Below are 19,075 nucleotides of genomic sequence, written 5' to 3' on the forward strand. Positions count from 1 at the left end.
TGGTTTGAGTTCATTGTCGCCTTCGGCTCCGCAAAAAGCGATTTCCAGCGGCGACTATTCGCTTTGCAATTTCGCAGCCATCACCGTGTTGTGCAGCAGCATCGCAATCGTCAGCGGACCGACACCACCCGGGACCGGCGTAATCGCGGATGCGACTTCGCTCGCTTCGTCGAATGCGACATCGCCAACCAACCGGTCGCCAACGCGATTAATACCGACATCGATTACCACCGCGCCCGGTTTGATCATATTGCCTTTGACCATTTCCGGAACTCCGACTGCTGCGATCAAGCAATCAGCGGTTCGACAAACGCCCGCCAAATCATCCGTACGGCTATGGGCGATGGTTACCGTTGCGTTGGCGACATCGCGTCCGCAGCTGCCATCGCGTTGAGCCAACATCATCGCCATTGGCTTGCCCACGATGTCGCTACGACCGACAACGACCACGTTCTTGCCCGCCACCGAAATATTCTCGCGATGTAAAAGTTGGATAATTCCATGCGGGGTGCAGGGCAAAAATCGTGGCCGGCCTTGCATCAATAGCCCCACGTTGACAGGCGAAAAACAGTCGACATCCTTTAACGGATCAATCGCATCGAGGACGGCACGTTCGTTAAACCCGGCTCCTGCGTTGCCATTTTTCGGCAACGGTAATTGGACCAAAATCCCATTGACCGACGGGTCCTCGTTTAACTGGGCAACCAAATCCATCAGATCTTTCTGGGTCGATTCGGCTGGTAGTCGGTGGGTCCGGCCCTCGATTCCCGCCTTTTCACAAGCTCGCTGCTTGTTTCGCACATAGACTTTGCTGGCTGGATCTTCGCCTACTAAAACGGCCACTAGGCACGGTCGAAACGGTTGGCCCGTCGAAACAGCCGTCGCCTTGACATCTTGAGCGACTTCCTCGCGGATTTCTGCGGCGATTCGTTTTCCGTCCAGTAATTTTGCGGTCATTTTAGCTCCGGCTTGTCGTCTCGATCAGGCTAATGCGGCTTCAATTAGAACGCCATAGTGGCAATTCAGCTTGATTGTTATAGTAAATACGTGCCCGAAAGTATTCGGGGCTAGTTGCACACTGGGATTCTACCAACTCTGGGATTCTACCAACTCTGGTCCATCCTCAAATTACGCTACACGAAATCACACAGGATTTGTGTCTCGATGTCTACCGATACACCTAAATTACATGCCAATGAAGCCCTCAAAGAGGAAAGCCGCTTTCTCCGAGGAACCATCAAAGAAGAATTGGCCGAACCGACCGACCAATTCAACAAAGGCAACCTGCAACTATTGAAGTTCCACGGAACCTACCAACAAGACGACCGTGACGTCCGTGTTGCCAACAAAAAAACAGGCGGCGGAAAAGCGTATTCGATGATGGTTCGCTGTCGAATTCCGGGTGGTCGAATCACGTCGGACCAACTGCTCTCGCAATTGGATCTATGCGACGAACTGGGCAACGCGACTTTGAAGATCACCACGCGGCAAACGTTGCAATTGCATGCGATCAAGAAGGACGATTTGCGTCAAGCAATCCACCGCATCAACGAAGTCCAGTTGTCAACATTGGCGGCGTGCGGCGATGTAAACCGAAACATCATGTGCTGCCCTGCCAAACGTGTCGACGGCGTTCACGCGGAACTTGAAAAACTGACCGATGAGTTAACGGTCGCCTTGGCTCCTGCCACACCTGCCTATCACGAACTATGGGTGGCCGATCCCGATTCAGGTGAAAAGACACTCGAAGGGGGCGGGCCAGTGGTCGAGCCTCTGTACGGGCCACGCTACTTGCCTCGAAAATTCAAAGTCGGTATCGCTCTACCCGAAGACAACTGCATCGACATCTACACCCAAGATCTGGGCTTTTTGGCTGTTGTCCGCGATGGAAAGGTGATTGGGTATAACGTCTTGGTCGGTGGCGGTATGGGAACCACCCCTTCTGCGAAAAAGACATTCCCAGCGTTAGCGAAACGGATGGCGTTCGCTCGCCCCGATCAAGCAATCGAAGTGGCGAAAGCAGTTTTGAAGGTGCAAAGGGATTACGGAAATCGCCAAGACCGCAAAGTCGCTCGGATGAAATACCTGATTGCAAATTGGGGTATCACCAAGTTTCGTCGCGCAGTGGAAGAATACTTCGGTGAACCGCTCGCCGATTGTACCGAAGACGACGTACACGGGTTCGATGACCACATGGGTTGGCAGGAACAAGGTGATGGAAAATGGTCCTACGGACTGAACATTGAAAACGGCCGACTCTATGACAACGAGAACCACCAACTAAAAGCAGCCCTTCGAGCGGTATGCAACGAGTTCAAGACAGAACTTCGCATGACCGGCCACCAAAGCATTATTGTGACGGATATCGAAGCAGGTGACAAAGAGAAGCTGATCTCGTTGATCAAGCAAAATCACACACCGACTACCGAAGAAACCAGCACCGTGCGGCGTTGGTCGATGGCTTGCGTCGCGCTGCCGACCTGCGGCTTGGCGATTACCGAAAGCGAGCGCCGGTTGCCGTCGATTATCGACGAATTGGAACAGCCACTTGCGAAACTCGGGTTGGACAAAGAGCGGTTCACGTTGCGGATGACCGGATGCCCCAACGGGTGCGCCCGACCTTACAACGCCGACTTAGCCTTGGTCGGTAAAGCAGTCGGCAAGTACACGCTATTTGCGGGCGGTGGATTTCTAGGGCACCGGCTCGCATTCATCTACAAGGACGCCGTACCCGATGATGTTGTTGTAGACGAATTGATTGCCATCTTTGCCGCGTTCAAAGCCAATCGGGAAGCAGACGAATCATTGGGCGATTTCTGTGCACGCGTCGGCCGTGATGATCTGGAAACGCTGGCGAATGCGGCACCCCGTCCGTAAACGAGACCTCGCCGTAAAGTAGACACCGTCAAACATGGCTCACCGCCACGGCGAACGGTCTCCGGCCAGTCTTGTTGTTTTTTGACCTGTGTTGTTATTCTTTAACTTGTCTTGTTGTTTGGAAGCAGAAGCGGACATCCAGGGCAAGTAAAATGTTTGGATTGGGGACTCTTAGTAACCCGGCGCGCTGCCCCATTTGCAGACTTCGTGGTTTGAAAAACAGAATTGCCCTGAACGGACATCTTGCGCCGTTCCGCTAGTGGTTGTTCCGATGTATAATCGGGCTTGCTCGACGACTGTGGTCATGGTCTTTCGATTCCCCTCCCCTTTAGCCGGTTTCCCGCCGAATATTCTGTTGTCCAAGAACCCCCCTCACGCAAAGAAATCGCTACCAATCGCCCGCCTTGTCGTCGCTGGCATTACCGTTCTTGTTGGTGCCTTGGTTTTTGGCGATTACTGGTCGGCTGAACCACTGGGGATTGAGCCCAGCTATGTCGGTCGTGCCGCTTGTATCGATTGCCACCAAGAGGAGTCGGAACTTTACGCCGGCTCGGACCACGACTTGGCAATGGACCTCGCTACCGAAGAAACGGTCCTCGGCGATTTCAACGACGTGACGTTTGAACATGATGGGCTTGTCAATCGCCTGTTCCGCGACGGTGACCGCTTTATGGTGCGAACCGAAGGCGAAGATGGCGAAATGCATGACTTCCACGTCAAGTACGTGTTCGGAATCCGGCCACTGCAAAACTACATGGTCGAATTCGACCGCGAAGAAGGGCAAAGTGAAGACGAAGTCGCTCGCGTCCAAGTACTGCGGATCACCTGGGACACCGAAAACAAAGAATGGTTCTATCTCCGTCCGCCGGATGTCCCTGAAAAGCTAGAGCCTAACGACCCGTTACATTGGACCGGAATTGCTCAACGATGGCAGACAATGTGTGCTGAATGTCATTCGACAAATTTGCAAGAAAAATTTGATCCCTCAACCGCTCACTATCACACTACCTATTCCGAAATTGACGTCAGCTGCGAAGCCTGCCACGGTCCCGGCAGTTTGCATGTGGATTTAGCGAATCGGAATTCGATATTCTGGGACCGAAACTACGGTTATGGGCTTGTCAAGCTAAAGGTCGAGAGCACCCAACCCCAAATACAAACCTGTGCGCCATGCCACAGCCGGCGAGGTGTCCTGGACGAACGTTTTCGACCCGGCGACAATTACCACGACTTCTTTAACCTCGAACGACTGCAACCATCAACCTACTACGACGATGGACAAATCAAAGACGAAGTCTACGTATACGGTTCGTTCATCCAAAGCAAAATGTATCACCAAGCGGTTCGTTGCACCGATTGCCACGACCCGCACTCGCTTAAACTAAAGCACTCCGGCAACGAGACTTGCACCTCGTGTCACCAACATGCCGCCGGCAAATACGATGTGCCGTCGCACCATCATCACGAACCGGGGACGCCTGGTGCAATGTGCGTTGATTGCCATATGCCCGAAACGCGGTACATGGCGATCGACCCGCGGCGTGACCATAGCATGCGAGTCCCCAGACCCGATTTGTCGGTCAAAATTGGCACGCCCAATTCGTGTAGCGGATGCCATGTCGAAGATCGCAAAGAGAAACTGCCCGAGGAGCTACAAGCAACGTTCGACGAGTATGCGGATTGGATATTGACCGCTAGCGAAGGCAACGAAACCGTCGCCAAACTTATCGCTGAAACCGATAAGTGGTGTGACGATGCCTGCGTGGAATGGTACGGAAAAGAGCGTTTGACTCCACCCCATTTTGGAGAGACCATCGCAGCGTTCCGGCGTGGTGAGCCTGATTCGGTCAAAGCAATGGTGCGTTTGATTGGGCAATCGAATGAATTAGCACCCGAAATCGCTCGAGCAACGGCGCTAGCGGAACTGGGACAAGCGGGTGTTCCTGAGGCGCTCGGTAAAGCAAACCAGATCGTCACCGCCGAACGAGCCCAAACCAACTCGGTGCATCCTTTGGTTCTCGCTGCCGCGATTGGTATCTACGAAGTCGCGCGACCCCAGCAAGTGATTCAAGATTTGTTCCCGTTGATCGACCATCCAACCAGACTAATTCGGACCGAAACGATTCGTGTCATCATCTCGTCGGGAGCATTTCGTGAATTAGCGGGATCACGTCGAACGCAAGTTGAATTGGCTAGCGAACAGGTGCGTGATTCGATGATGGTTGCGGCGGATCGAGGCGGAGCCCACATGGGATGGGCGATCCTATTGGAACAACAGGGACGCACCGACGAAGCGGTCGAAGCCTATGAAACCGCAATTCGCGTTGAGCCTCTTGCGACCGGTGCACGATCCAATTTGGCAGCGTTATTAGAAGGTTTGGCTCCGCGATCGCCGGGCGAAAAAGGCATGCAAATGATGATGCGAGCGGAACAATTGCGTCGAGAAGAATTGCCGCTGTTCGCCCGTGATGCAAAAGTGGCTCCGAACAATGCATTCGTTCAATACCGGTACGGCTTGTCCCTGTATTTGAGCGGAGACATGGATGCCGCGCTCGAGCATTTGCAAAAGGCCGCTGACCTTGAACCCGAAACCGAGCAATACCAAACCGCCGTCCGCTTGATCAAAGAAAAAATGGAGTCGGACAAGTAGTCCACTCACCAATCGACCAGCGACATCTGGCCGCGTCCGATTCCAAATTGATGGTTCTAATTCGCAGAGCCCTTTCAAGCAGAGCCCTTTCAAGCAGGCCCTTAAACATTAGGCCGCGTACGCCAAGCCCATGCTCTCGTTGCATGATGCTTGATCGCAGTCTCTTGAAGGTACCCTCACTGGTCTTTAGCGAGAAGCCTGTTTCTCGAAACCTCGACTGGGTGCGATTCGAATTATCGTGCTTCTGCTTTCAATTCTGCAAATCGCGCACGCATTTCAGTCAATCGCTTCGATTGGGTCGGGTCAGCGACAAGATCGTTTTCTTCCATTGGATCAGTTTGTAGATCGAACAGCTGTTCGCGATCAAATTCGGGCCAATAAAAGTATTTCCAATCCTTTCTCACAAGCGCCTCGGACGCCGGGATGAAGTCTTTGCTACGCAGCATCGCGTGCTCGTAAAAGAACTCATCTCGCCACTGCGGCTTCGAATCGGCCAAATACAGCGGGCTGATATCGCGTCCTTGCATCGTTTTCGGCGGACGGATACCCGCCGCTTGCAAGATGGTTGGCGCCAAGTCGACATTGAGGGTCAAGTCGTCGTTGGTATGGCCCAACTTCGAGGCTTCCATCCGTGGGTCACGGATGATTAACGGCACGCGAATGCTCTCCTGATGCGGATACCATTTATCGGCCAAACCATGCTCAGCGTGATAATAACCATTATCAGTCGTGAAGATAACAAGCGTATTGTCGAGAACCCCTTGCGTGTCGAGTTCATGCAAAACTCGCCCACAGGTCGAATCGACCTCGCTTGCAAGCCGATAGTAATTCTTCATCATCGTCTGATATTTTTCGGGCGTATCAAACCGCCAATGCCAACGATTTCGTCCCTCATTCTTTTCGTTCGCGATGAACTCAGGAAGTCGATGAAATGACTCGTCCGTTGCGTTGGGCGCCACCGGAATGGTCACGTCCTGATAGAGTTCCATGCTTTGGGGTTGCGGCAGAAATTGCAGTGGGTTTCGATCTTCGGCATGCGTGGCAAAGAAAGCGACCGTCAAACAAAACGGTTTGTCAGCCGGCCGAGCACGGAGAAAATCGAGCGCGTCGATTTCATTCTTCTGAGTCACATGGATCTTGGATCCATCCGCTTGCGTCACCCAATGGGTACCAAAGTACGATCGGCCGAAGTCAAAATGTTCAGCAGGAAATTTCCCGTTGTGCCATTTGCCAACGTGACCGACGAAGTAACCTTTTTGGCGAAGCAGTCCAGGGTACGTTTCCGACCAAGGTGTATTGAACGGCTTGAACGCAGTATTGCCGTGACGCGACATCCACTGGCCCGTAAATAGCGTCGCTCGACTGACGCCACAAATCGACGTGGTGACACAGTTGTGCGTAAATCGCATTCCTTGCCGAGCCACTCGATCCAGATTCGGTGTTTGAACAATCTTGTTCCCGGCGATCCCAAGTGTGTCGTGCCGCCAATCATCCGCATACAAGACGAGGATGTTCATCGGCTTCTCAACTAACTCAACTTCCACCTCCGCAAACGCCGGTCGCGTCGCAAGAAGCAAACATGCAAAGAGAAGAAACCCGATATGAGTCAGGGAACGCGGAAGACGAAGTCTCATTTCTGGATTCCGGTGGGCGGCAGGGCGTACAGTTGGAGCCCCATCATACACAGAGCGACTTCGGTGCGGGACCTTGAAGCAGACGATCCGCATTCACGTCTTCACCTCCGATTCACTCCTGCGCATTTGCAAGCAATACATGGGATTTCCAGCAAAACCGGTATCCGATCGGACACGAAAGAGGAGCAAATCGGGACGCTTGCCCTAAGAAACCCGAGCCACCCGAATGAGGGGAACGCTAGGCAGTTTGAGCGACCAAGACAAACGGGTATTGGCCAGATCGATCGAGCCAAACTGGCGTTGCCAATCGGGTTGTCCGGATCGGAAAAAACCATCCAGAATTTTTAACTCCGCCACGCCCAACACTTTACAGCTTTTGGTAGGTCGATTGGACCAAGAAATTGGAAAAACTGCAGTTGACCAACAACGCGAACGGCGTAACCTAAGGCTGTAGAGAGTTTGTGCAGCGGAAGTCAATTCGTTGGCCAACACGGCACAAATGTCCACTAAACCAATTGTTCTAAACGTTTGTCATTACTTGACTTACAGAGATCACCTAGCAGTTCGTCGCAGTATGCGGCAAACTGGATTGATAGGCGATACGAAGGACAACCGATTTGCTATTACGCATCTTCCGCGAGTTCGCCTCGCGTGGGGTCAACGACCATCAGCTTGCGGCCACGGGCTGATCAATCGTCGATGTTTTAACTGGCATGAGCCGCTTAATTCATCACGCACCTCACGGGCCGGGTACACCAAAATGTACCCGGTCGCGAACGACCGCGCTGCAAGCATTCAGCAACCCTCCACACGGGGCGACTTAGCTGCGGGCGCGACTAACCTGCCCTTTTCTTTCGCAACGTCTTGAGCATCTTGCGAGCTGCGTCGCGCCCGAGTTCGATGATTTGCTCTGGTTCTTGAAAATCAAACCACTGCATTGCATCAACATGTGGCCGAATCACGATGTCGGCAACGGGAGACTTTTCTCGTCGCATCAATTGTTCACCGATGTCTTGCATTCGCATCATCACATCAAGCGCCGATGCAAAATCATCCACATGACTTTGGTATTGGCCAACATCAACCGCAATCGTTAAATCGGACGTGTAGGTTCTGGCAACTGCCAATGGCAACGAATCGACAACACCAATATCGCAAAGTAGCATCCCGTCCCACGGTACCGGCGGGAAAATTCCTGGGATCGCCATCGATGCCTTAATCGCTTTGCGAACCGAACCTGATTCAAGCACCACGCGATGCCCACTTCGCAAATCCGCCGTCACAACACTGAGCGGCGTGACCAGATCATCAAACGAGACATCCGGGACCAGCGCGTCAATCGCGTCCGCCAAGATACCCGATGGCATCAGTGACATAGCCGTGACCGCTCGCGTCAATCGGCGGTGTGCGGAATAGAGATGTTTGACGCGGTTATACCACGCCAGTATTCCACTTTCACTATCGTCGAGGCGAGCGTTGGTCGAACCGAATAGCAAACGTTGATCGCGTGCGAAGGTCGGCGAGGACAGAAATTCGATCGTTCGAGCTTGTACGCGGCGAATGTCCGGATCGATGGCAGCCATCGCGCCGACCATTGCCCCGATACTGACCCCAACGAATCGCTCGGTATGAATTCCTGCCTCACCGACAGCTTCAATTGCTCCCAAATGCGAAAGGCCACGAGCACCGCCGCCACCGAGCGCAATCACCGCCGACCGACTGCGAACCGGTTCGACAATTTCGGCCGATCGAAAGCCGAATAGGTCTATCAATTTCATCGTGGCACCTCTTTTCTTGTTTCTTGCATCAAAAACCTTAATAGCGCATCAAGATTCCCCCCGCCGTCACACCTGTTAACTCGCGCCAACCACTTTGACTGATCTGTTCGCCTAAGTGCGTCACTTGACGGAAATCGTCATCCGAGGGTTTGCTTCCTTCGATGCGTCGTCGTAGTTCTCTGCACATCGCGTCCGCAGCTGCTTTGGTCACGTCGTCGCTTGATCGACTGGCGTACAACCCCGTAACCAACATGACAACCGCGTTCTGCACCTCCGCCGACATCGCTGACATGCGACATTGACGATCAGCCAATGTCAATTGGTATTTGGTCATTTTGGAACTGATGGACATCCCACATCGCGACAAAGCATTTTGGGCATAGTGCACGTGTCGATTCAAATTACGATGCTTTGATCGGTACGGTGTCCACCGCGCGGGTGTCACCCGCTGACGAACGTTCCACCAAGCATAACGGCTTAGTGGCGACCGAAGCGCCCAGGCATGACGTGGATTCAGCGGATTCGGTTTCTGAACGCCCAACTCGCCGAGCGTTCGACCGATGGGCTCAAAATAGTCCTTTCCATGTTGCTTGATCAGCGATTTGAGGAATGCCATCCCCAACATTTCGCCTTCACCTTCGTAGATACAAGGTGCCAAGAAGTCGTGAACGTTGTCACCAAACAAGTGGCCCTCGAGGAAGGATCGTCCACCGTGAGTTTTCATCAATAGCTCAATCGCCGCTTCCTTTTGAGATTCGCTTCCAAAGATCTTGGCAATAATGCATTCCATTTCGCCTCGATAACCTTGATCTAGCAAGCCTGCACACCACGCGGTCAAGGCATCGCAGGCAACAATCAAACCAGCCATCCGTCCGATTCGGCGACGCACCAATTCACGCCGGTCGATTGCTTGGCCGTAAGTTTGACGGTATTCACCCCAAGGCAACATTTCCGCAAGCATCCATCGCATTGCGCCCGCCGCGTTCGCACACAAAGACACGCGGCCCAGATTCAAACCATGGTAGGCAATCGTCAGACCATCGCGCTGGTCCCCCGGTCGCAGCAAGTTCTCGACCGGTACACGGAAATCCTTGAACACCAAGCCGACGTTGTGAGCCCGTCGCAGCGCATAGATCCCGTACTGTTTGATTTGGAAATGGTCATTGGTTTGCTTTGGCAAATCGACCACCAACACACTCGGTTTACCATCAATTAGGCAAACCAACCCTATCGTCCGCCCGGGCGCCGCATTTGTGATGAATAGTTTTTCACCGTTGACGACATACTCGTCCATATCGAGTTCCGCATGAGTGCGAAGCGCAGTCAAGTCGCTTCCGGCATTCGGTTCCGTCAGCGCAAAAGCGGACAACCGACGACCATCGGCAAGTTTTGGCAAAAACCTTACCTTCTGCTCGACACTCCCAAACGACTGCACCGGATCGACGGCCCCGATGCAACCATGGACGGAAGCCAATCCAGCCACCGTTGGATCGATGGTGGCCATCTGCGTGATCATTTCCGCAAACGCCCGCATCGAGGCACCGCTTCCGCCAAAAGTCGGCTCGACCAACAATCCCCAATAGCCAACCGAACCGAGTTCCGCCAAGACGGTGCCAGCGATTTTGCCGTCGGTTCCTAGCAGCGTTCCTTCGTCGCGATGTTTGCGGACAATTTCAAGTGACTGCGCAACGACTCGGGATACTGATTCGTTTTGCGGCATTGGTTGGACTTCGAATGACTCGGTTCGAATTCGCTTTTCCCAAACCGCGCAGTGAACCGGACTGTTAATCGTCTGGTACTTCGCATCGAACATCGCTTCCACTTGATCATCGGCCGAATCAACCACGCCGGTACGATGGGCTTCGTCCCGTGAAGCTCCGCCGAGCCGAAGCGCGACCTCTGCGAACGATTCGTTTCCTTTTTCGGGTTTGAGAGTAGCCATCATCGAGCTCCTTAAATTCGTGAACGAAGGAATGCAATAACGTAGTGCCGTACGACCGCAAGCGAAGCGAGCTACCGCTCGAATCACGTTCTCCCGCTCCCGTTAGGCGCTGGAATCATGTCATAGAAACATCAATTTACGCGGCAACGGATGTAGAACGAATGAAAGATTGCCACCGCTCGGTCGACCGCGGGTGGCAATCACGTTACTCCGGATCTAACCTCTCGAAACTGCGCGATCGTTGGATTGTGGATTCGATTTTGGAAAGAACGTCAAGTTCTGTTTCGCCATATCAACCAAGAGCCGCGGCGGCACAAAACGATCACCGAAGACTTCCTGCAACTGATTCAGGTTCGCGTGGACGACGTGCTCACTAAACGAATCGACCGTATGCAACGGGCCACCTCGATGAGGCGCAAAACCGGTCCCGAGCACCATCGCCAAGTCGATCGCCCAGTTCTCTTGGACGACTCCTTCTTGCTTCGCACGAATCGATTCGGCCAACATTGGATAGATCAACCGCCGCTGTACGGGGGTCAAACCTTCATTGACGAATCGAGCTTCGTATTGATCGCCGATACCAGCGTCCGGGGCGCCCCTCATCGACTGCGAGATCTTTGACACCCCTTTCTTTTTCCCATTCAGGTACCAATAGAAGCCAGCCGACGCTTTCTTTCCGATCAAACCGTCTTCGACCATGATCGCCAATTGATCGACGACCGGACAAAGTCCCGACAGAACACTTTCGAGTGAACGTGAGACATGCAGTGCAACGTCCAAACCAACTTGGTCGAGAAGTTCCAATGGACCCATCGGCATCCCAAATCGCCGAACTTCTTTATCAATGTTGGCGACCGAGTGACCTTCGGCGACCATCAAAACCGCTTCTCCCAAATAGGGGAACAACACGCGATTAACGAGGAAACCAGGTGTATCAGCGGTCACAATCGGAGTTTTCCCGAGGCCTCGTACGAAGCCAACCAACCGAGCGATCGTGACATCATTGGTTTCCTTCGCGCGAACCACCTCGACCAACTCCATTTTGTGGACAGGGTTAAAGAAATGCAGACCGGCTACCAAGTTTCCACGTTGGGTCGCCGTCGCCATGTCTGTAACCGACAACGACGAGGTGTTCGACGCAAAAATCGTTTCCGGGGTGGTGATTCGGTCGAGCGCACGGAACACGCTTCGCTTAACGTCCAACTTCTCAACGATCGCTTCAATCACCAAATCGGCATCCGACAGCGGCTCGTCTTCGGTAACGATACGAATTCGCCCAAGCAGCTGCTCGCGAGTCGATTCGTTCATCTTCTTGTGTCGGGCCAATTGATTGACCAAATCGTTAACTCGCGTTCGACCTGCTTCCGCGGCAGCTTCGTTGATTTCCTTGATCACCACATCGTAGCCGCGATAGCCGACTAATTGAGCGATTCCAGCCCCCATCGCCCCAGCACCGATAATGCCAACTTTGCGAATGGGCTCTTCATGAATGATCGAAGTTTGGTCGGTCCAAGTTCGGAGTGATCGTGCCGACTCACGATCAAAGAACAGCTGCAACAAGTGACGGCATGTTGGTGTCGCCAACAAGTCGATGAACTCATTCCGTTCGGTCATAAACCCTTTGGGACGGATCCCATAACTACTCCGAACCGATCGCAGCGCCGCACCCAAAGCGGGATACTGCTTTGACTTCGAGTCGATTCGCCGCTTCGTTGCAGCAATAATCATCGAGCGACCGACCTGAGTCGCCTCGATAATCCGTTGAATCACCGGTCTCTTGGAACCACTTCTCACCGAGTGAGGCGAAATCAAAATCTTTTCGACAAATTCGTCAACGGCGTCGTCCCAATCATCGGGCGAGATCGCTTGGTCAACCAAACCGATTTTGTAGGCTTCACCGGCGGACAAGTGTGTTCCCTTCAGAATCATTGTCAGGGCATTCTTCAACCCAACAAGTTTCGGCAATCGTTGCGTGCCGCCCCAACCAGGAATCAATCCAAGTTTGATCTCAGGCAAGCCAATTTTCGTGCTGCTATTGTCGCGAGCGATTCGGTAGTCACACGCCAACGCCCATTCCAATCCGCCCCCCAAACATGGACCGTGGATAACGGCGATCGTAGGAATAGTTAGCCAATCGATGGTGTTAAATAGCCGTTGCCCTTCGTCAATCAGTTTTGCCGCTTCGACGGGTGAACTGATTGCGGCGATTGCGTTCACATCGGCACCGGCAAGAAATCCGCTCTCTTTTCCGCTGCGGAAGACGACCGCTTTGCAATCCAAATCCGTTTGCAGGCGCCGAACAATGTCGTTCAATTCCTTCATCACCGAACCATCAAAGACATTCATTGGCCGACCAGGAACATCGAGCGTTATGGTCGTAACACCTCGGCGATCGGTTCGAACATCGAATGATTCGTAGGTTTGCGCGTTCATGGTTTGTTTCCTGCGTTATGTTTTTCTTTTTTTGGGCGACTCACATTTTTGTTTCCACCGCAATCGCAACCCCTTGGCCACCGCCAACACACAAGGTTGCGAGCCCCTTTTGCTTTCCCGCTTCCCGAAGTGATCGCAACAAGGTGAGAACTAATCGCGTTCCCGTCGTCCCAACCGGATGCCCCAATGCGATAGCTCCACCGTGAATATTGGTGCGATCCATCGGTAGAGATCCGACCGGTGTCGACTGAGAAAGCTCTTTCTCAGCGAACGAATGCGACTTCATTGCCCGCTCGCACGCGATCACCTGCGCAGCAAAAGCTTCATTGATTTCGATCAAATCAAATTCGTTGAGCGTCCATCCGGTTTGGCGAAGCAGTTTCGCCGTCGCATAAACGGGTCCAAGTCCCATCCGTCGCGGGTCGCAGCCCGCGACCGTCGCAGCGGTGACATAACCAAGCGGCGGACGCGAAAATCGATCAAGCTTGTCTGGATCCGACAATACAACCGCCGCTGCACCGTCGGTGAGCGGGCAACTGTTGCCAGCCGTGACGGTTCCGCTCTTTTCAAAAAGCGGACGAAGCCGAGCCAATTGCTCAGTCGTTTGTCCCGCTCGCGGACCATCGTCTTTGTCAAACGACGATTCGTGACCAAATGGAACGCCTACGATTTCACCCGACAGGAAACATCGTTCTCGCGCCGCACTGGCTTTTTGATGGCTCGTCAATGCGAATGCGTCCTGGTCCGATCGCGAAATCGCAAACTCTTTCGCTAACACTTCGGCCGTTTCCCCCATGTTGAGTCCCGACACAGGATCGGTCAGCCCCAACTCAATCCCAACAATCGGTTTGAAATGCCGTGGTCGCATGGATGCCAAGACACGAAGTCGCTGTGAGATCGTTTTTGCGCGAGCCAAACGCATCCAAATTTCAGTTGTTTCTTGGCTAAACAGCATGGGAATTTGGGACATCGATTCCGCTCCGCCTGCCACGACCGTCACCGCGTCACCACGTGCAATGCGGTTGCATGCTTGCAGGATCGATTCCATCCCGGACGCACAGTTCCGATTTACCGTATGAGCAATTCGATCGTCGGGAATCCCGGATTTGAGTGCTATCACACGCGCGATGTTTGTCGAATCGGCAGGACCGGCGACATTTCCGATAATCACTTCGTCAATCGCATCGGGGGTCAATCCGCAACGACGAATCGAATCAGACACAGCAATCCGACCGAGCTCCACTGCCGGTACCCTACCGAGTGCTCCGAATGCCTTAGCAAATGGTGTACGAACTCCGTCGACGATCGCAATCGGTTTAGTAATGTTCATCTTTGATTACTCCTCTCGCAGTTTTCGTCGAATCACTTTTCCCAAAAAGTTTCTTGGCAAATCGCCGATGCATTGCTCGTAGATTCGCGGTTGCTTGTGTTTAGAAAGGTGATCACGGCAATGTTGGCAAAGCGATTCTTCGTCCCACGTCGCGCCATTTTTCATGACGACAAACGCCTTGACGATTTCACCACGTTTGACGTCGGGCACTGCGACCACGGCTGCATCAGCGACGCCGTTGGCATTTCTCAGAGCTGCTTCGACTTCCGCCGGATACACATTGAACCCCGACGTGATGATTAAGTCCTTTTTGCGGCCTACAATTTGAAAAATTCCGTCGGCGCTGCGGACCGCTAAATCGCCGGTGTGCAACCATCCATCGCGAATCGCTTCGAACGTCGCTTGCTCATCTTGCCAATAACCCAGCATCACTTGCGGGCCGCGAATGATCAGTTCACCGACTTTCTCGTTGCCGATATCGCTATGCGCGTCTGGGGAACCGACGTCGGCTTGTTCGTCGACAATCCGGCAACGTGTTTCCGGCAACGGGAACCCAATTGTGCCATAGCGTGGACCGCCAAACAGGTCACCCACGTGGGTCACAGGAGACGCTTCGGACAGCCCAAATCCTTCCACAACGATTGCACTCGAGTACTTGGTGAACTCTTCGGCAATTGCAGCTTCCAGTGGCGCTCCACCCGAAATCACCCACTTCAAGGAGCTTAGATCCGACGGGTATTCTCGCAATCGTTCGTTCATTGCAACCAACATCGCGGGAACCGCATGAAGAACCGTTGGCCGATGCTCTCGAATTAATTGAATCACTTGGCGGGCATTAAACCGATGATGCAAAATCAGCGTCGCCCCCATCGCAGCACCACTGAGTGCGATTGCGGATACACCGTAACTATGAAAGAACGGTAACACCGCCATCATCGTTTCGGTTCCAAAAGAACGTTGCGTCGATTCGAATTGTTGCCACGCGTTGGCAACCATGTTCTCGTGGCTCAGTGTCACCGACTTGGACGCGCCCGTCGTGCCACCGGTCGGCAAAATATAGGCCGCGTCGGTAGCCCCGTTAATGCTAACCGGTTGCCATTCACGGCGTGCCGATTCAATTTCCGACCAGAACCATGAATGAGTCCCATCACTCGGCAACGACAAGACGCCTGTGCGTTGCATGCGTATCCACAAGTAGCCGATCTGTTTCAGCGAAGGCAAATGCTCGCGAATCGAAACATAGAGGGTCTTTTCGAGTTCGGATTCACATTCGCCGAGCAAGTGTGCGAGCATGTCGAGAGTGATCACAATGCGACACTTAGTCGACTTGATCATCGCCTTGACTTCTTCAGGCACCATCAAGGGGCTTAAGGCTACAACCATTCCACCTGCACGCCAAACTCCATTGGTTGCAATTAGAAACTCAGGCACATTGGGAAGTAGCACGCCGACACGGTCGCCTTTGCGAAGACCAAGCCTTTGTAGCATTGCGGCCGCTCGCACCGCGTCGTGGTTGAGTTGCTCGTAAGTCCACCGCTGATTTCCATAAATGACCGCAGTGCGATCAGGAATCGTTTCAGCGGCATGACGAAGCAATGCATACGCTGGCAATCCTTTGTAATGGTTAATCCCACTTGGCCCAATGCTTTGCGGCCCAATGCTTTGCGGCCCAATGCTTTGCGGCCCAACGTGTTGCGGCCCAACGTGTTGCGATCCGATCAAGGGGAACGCTAGATTTGATTCCACAAAATGACCCATAAGGGACTCCTTGAAGAAGTCAGGAGACGAACACACAGACACAAAGTGAACTGTCGGCTCCGGGTCAGTCTAAGAACGTGAGTAGCCAAATAATCGGGAGAATAATCAACCGCAGCCCAGCGGGATTCAAACCGAAGCACGCCGAAGCCGTGGCGTTTGGAGAGAAGGCGAATAACCGAGCCGATGTTTGCTTTCTGCCCAAGTCGCATTTGAATTATACACACCAAGGGTGCGCAACAAGCCCGCATTCTGCAAATAAAGAACTTTTCCTTTACCTTGCGGCCATTTTCCCAACGATAGAGCGTATCGATCACAGAAACATCGGCTCGCTTTGGAACTTGAAGAAAAATGATTGCTCTTGCCACGAAAGCTACTGAAATGCGATAGGCACAGTCGATACTTTCATTACAGACCCAACCCCCCGCGACTGGCAGCGAGCTGGTCCGTTTGAAGAGTTGGTTGGGAAGTTAGCACCAGGAGAATTTAGGGATGAAGAAGGCAACCACTGCCATCGCCGCGTGTGCGATAGCGCTCGTGATGGCGTCCATGGAAAACGTCGCCAATGCCGATTCGCCGCCCGCTGAACCGACGCCAATGGGACAATTCTTTAGCGGATTGAATCCGGTGAATTGGAAAATGCCGTCATTCAAGAGCATGCTACCAGGGCAAGAAGACAAGGCGAGAATTGTAAAGAAGAAGGACGGCTTGGTGAGTGATGTCACCCAAACCGCGGCAAAGAGTTGGGAAAAGACAAAAGAGATATTCAATCCAGCCCGTTTGTCACCCGCAAACCTGTTTGCAGCCAAAGAGCCGGCCGCAGCACCTGCAACCACTTCTCAATCGCCTAGTTTCTTCGGTTCGCTGTTCGGACCTCGCCAAGACGAGGACACCGAAAGGATTGCAACGGTTAGCGATTTTCTGGCCCAGCCAAAAGTAGACCGGTAATTTGCTTTGAACCTGCTTCTTGAACACGTTGACGTCGAGCGACTCGTGTCGCTGGCGTCTGTTTTCGTTGACCGATTTCCGGGTGGAACCACGTTCGGACTTGTCGGCACCCTTGGTGCTGGCAAAACACGTTTGGTCCAAGGAATTGCCGAAGCGCTTCGCGTCGACGTCAGTGAAGTAACGAGCCCAACGTTCACTTTGCTGCAATCTCACTCGGGTCTCGTTGGCGATACCGGCGAACCACGAACCCTACACCATCTCGACGCGTACCGTATTGCCGACGAAGATGAGTTTTTTGAATTGGGTGTCGAAGAACTGTTTGACGACACTGACGCTTGGACAATCGTGGAATGGGCGGACTTGGTTCGCGACGTGATGCCAGTAGAAACCGTATGGATCGAGATGAAATTGGAGGCCGTGGATGAATGGCGCACGCTTGAAATACGGTCCAGCGATGCAACGATGAATGATTCAATTGAATTGTTGCGCCAAGCCTGTGATGAACGCGGGTGGATGCGTTGAGTCGCGATTGCGATGAGCGTGAAGACCATCGATTTCAGATAGCCCAGCGAGTCCTGGGCGAGTGGTTCGGTGACGTCAGGGCTTTCGGTGACGTCAGGGCTTTCGGTGACGTTAGGGCACTAAATACAGCTATCGGTGACACTGTCATTTCCGTCAATCGAAACCGACCTGGGATGAGCGGCTCGTTAGTCTTTCGGGTAACGACGTCTTCCGGTGACACGCTTGCACTAAAGGGCTATTCCATCGGGACCACCGTCGATCGAGTCACCGAAATTCATAGTGTCATGCAAACCGCTCGCAACAACGGATGCGATTTGGTTGCGGAGCTTGTTCCTCGACGCACTCGATCGCAATCTCAAACTCACCCCACCATCTGTGTGTTTGGCGACCGATGTTGGGAACTCACTCGCTGGGTCGAGGGTCACCCGTTTAACCAATTTGACGACTCCAAAGCAATTCGGGACGCGGTATCCAAAGGAGCGACGGCGATCGCCCGGTTTCACGATGCCCTGCGAGGACTGGGCGGATCTGGGCCATTCGGGGCCTGCCAACCTGCACCATGCATTGCAGCACGAATCCATCGAATCAAGGAGATCGACGGTGACATCGCTTCGCTATTTGGCGCCAACTTGAATCAAATTGCGAATCCGGATCTGCGCCGATCGCTCGGGAAATGTGTCGAGCGTTTGCGAGCGAAATGGAGAAATGCCTCCGGTTCCCTCGCTCGGTCACTCGACATTCAAGCGAAAATTCCACAGCCTTGTAGCTATGTAATGAGAGACATCCACCACCAACACATTTTCTTTGCCTCAAATCCCCAAAACGGACTTCTCCTGCCCGTCGTTAGCGGTATTATCGATTTCGATGCCGTTCGCGTCGATTCGCCCGCAACGGATTTGGCACGTTGGACGAGCAGCTTCCTGGGGAACGGGTCATCCGTACAGCATTTATGGGATGCGGCTTTGGCGGGTTATCGGTTACAATCTTCATTGAATGTGCAACAGGAAGCGTTGTTTCGCGGGCTGATTCCCGCTACGGCATGGATTAGCTTAGCAAATTGGGCGATCTGGCTCGTACTTCAACGGAGAAGCTTTCCTGTTGAAGACCTGGCAATCGCGGAGCGTATCGAACAATGCGTTCGCATCGTCGATTCGATCGGTTGAGCGTTTTTTCCACCGGAAACGCTTTTAAAGGCACGAAGAACAA

At 53.2% G+C, this 19,075-nt stretch carries 12 protein-coding genes; 5 read left to right on the forward strand and 7 right to left on the reverse strand.

Translation table 11 applies throughout. The features are described 5' to 3' along the window. Positions 1-54: 54 nt before the first annotated feature. Positions 55-957 (reverse strand): bifunctional methylenetetrahydrofolate dehydrogenase/methenyltetrahydrofolate cyclohydrolase FolD, encoded by a 903-nt coding sequence (folD, locus tag CA13_RS01625; protein ID WP_146394186.1) that lies wholly within the window; start codon positions 955-957, stop codon positions 55-57. Positions 958-1,164: 207 nt separating this feature from the next. On the opposite strand from folD, the gene CA13_RS01630 reads away from it, so the two are divergent. Both CA13_RS01630 and CA13_RS01635 read left to right on the forward strand, forming a co-directional pair. Continuing rightward, entirely contained in the window at positions 1,165-2,877 is a 1,713-nt protein-coding gene (locus tag CA13_RS01630) for an NADPH-dependent assimilatory sulfite reductase hemoprotein subunit (protein WP_146394188.1), read from the forward strand. Positions 2,878-3,232: 355 nt separating this feature from the next. Next, complete coding sequence (locus CA13_RS01635) at positions 3,233-5,527, forward strand: ammonia-forming cytochrome c nitrite reductase subunit c552 (protein WP_419193823.1); 2,295 nt, start codon at positions 3,233-3,235, stop codon at positions 5,525-5,527. A gap of 233 nt (positions 5,528-5,760) precedes the next feature. On the opposite strand, the gene CA13_RS01640 is transcribed toward CA13_RS01635, so the two are convergent. The 6 genes from CA13_RS01640 to CA13_RS01665 form a co-directional block, all read right to left on the reverse strand. Next, on the reverse strand, positions 5,761-7,161 hold the full coding sequence (locus CA13_RS01640) for a sulfatase family protein (protein WP_146394192.1): 1,401 nt from the start codon (positions 7,159-7,161) through the stop codon (positions 5,761-5,763). 836 nt (positions 7,162-7,997) lie between these two features. Continuing rightward, a complete protein-coding gene (locus CA13_RS01645) occupies positions 7,998-8,939 on the reverse strand; it encodes a patatin-like phospholipase family protein (protein ID WP_146394194.1) in 942 nt (313 codons plus the stop codon). A 37-nt stretch (positions 8,940-8,976) separates the two neighbouring features. Then, positions 8,977-10,881 carry an acyl-CoA dehydrogenase family protein gene (locus CA13_RS01650; protein ID WP_146394196.1) on the reverse strand — a complete coding sequence of 635 codons (1,905 nt, stop codon included), beginning with the start codon at positions 10,879-10,881 and terminating at the stop codon, positions 8,977-8,979. 216 nt (positions 10,882-11,097) lie between these two features. Next, on the reverse strand, positions 11,098-13,314 hold the full coding sequence (locus CA13_RS01655) for a 3-hydroxyacyl-CoA dehydrogenase NAD-binding domain-containing protein (protein ID WP_146394198.1): 2,217 nt from the start codon (positions 13,312-13,314) through the stop codon (positions 11,098-11,100). 40 nt (positions 13,315-13,354) lie between these two features. After that, positions 13,355-14,644, reverse strand: coding sequence for a thiolase family protein (locus CA13_RS01660; RefSeq protein ID WP_146394200.1), 1,290 nt, complete (start codon positions 14,642-14,644; stop codon positions 13,355-13,357). Between the two features lie 6 nt (positions 14,645-14,650). Beyond that, the gene (locus CA13_RS01665; RefSeq protein ID WP_146394202.1) at positions 14,651-16,402 is read right to left on the reverse strand and encodes an AMP-binding protein; all 1,752 of its coding nucleotides are present in this window, start codon (positions 16,400-16,402) and stop codon (positions 14,651-14,653) included. Positions 16,403-16,891: 489 nt separating this feature from the next. Here CA13_RS01665 and CA13_RS01670 point away from each other — a divergent pair, with 489 nt between their 5' ends. The 3 genes from CA13_RS01670 (at position 16,892) to CA13_RS01680 (ending at position 19,032) form a co-directional block, all read left to right on the forward strand. Further along, positions 16,892-17,347: a hypothetical protein gene (locus CA13_RS01670; RefSeq protein ID WP_419193824.1), complete on the forward strand. Its 456-nt coding sequence runs from the start codon at positions 16,892-16,894 to the stop codon at positions 17,345-17,347. A 6-nt stretch (positions 17,348-17,353) separates the two neighbouring features. Beyond that, positions 17,354-17,869, forward strand: coding sequence for a tRNA (adenosine(37)-N6)-threonylcarbamoyltransferase complex ATPase subunit type 1 TsaE (tsaE, locus tag CA13_RS01675; RefSeq protein ID WP_146394205.1), 516 nt, complete (start codon positions 17,354-17,356; stop codon positions 17,867-17,869). 173 nt (positions 17,870-18,042) lie between these two features. After that, positions 18,043-19,032 (forward strand): phosphotransferase enzyme family protein, encoded by a 990-nt coding sequence (locus CA13_RS01680; RefSeq protein ID WP_146394207.1) that lies wholly within the window; start codon positions 18,043-18,045, stop codon positions 19,030-19,032. Positions 19,033-19,075: the final 43 nt, after the last annotated feature.

The organism is Novipirellula herctigrandis (assembly GCA_007859835.1).
Lineage (GTDB): Bacteria > Planctomycetota > Planctomycetia > Pirellulales > Pirellulaceae > Novipirellula_A > Novipirellula_A herctigrandis.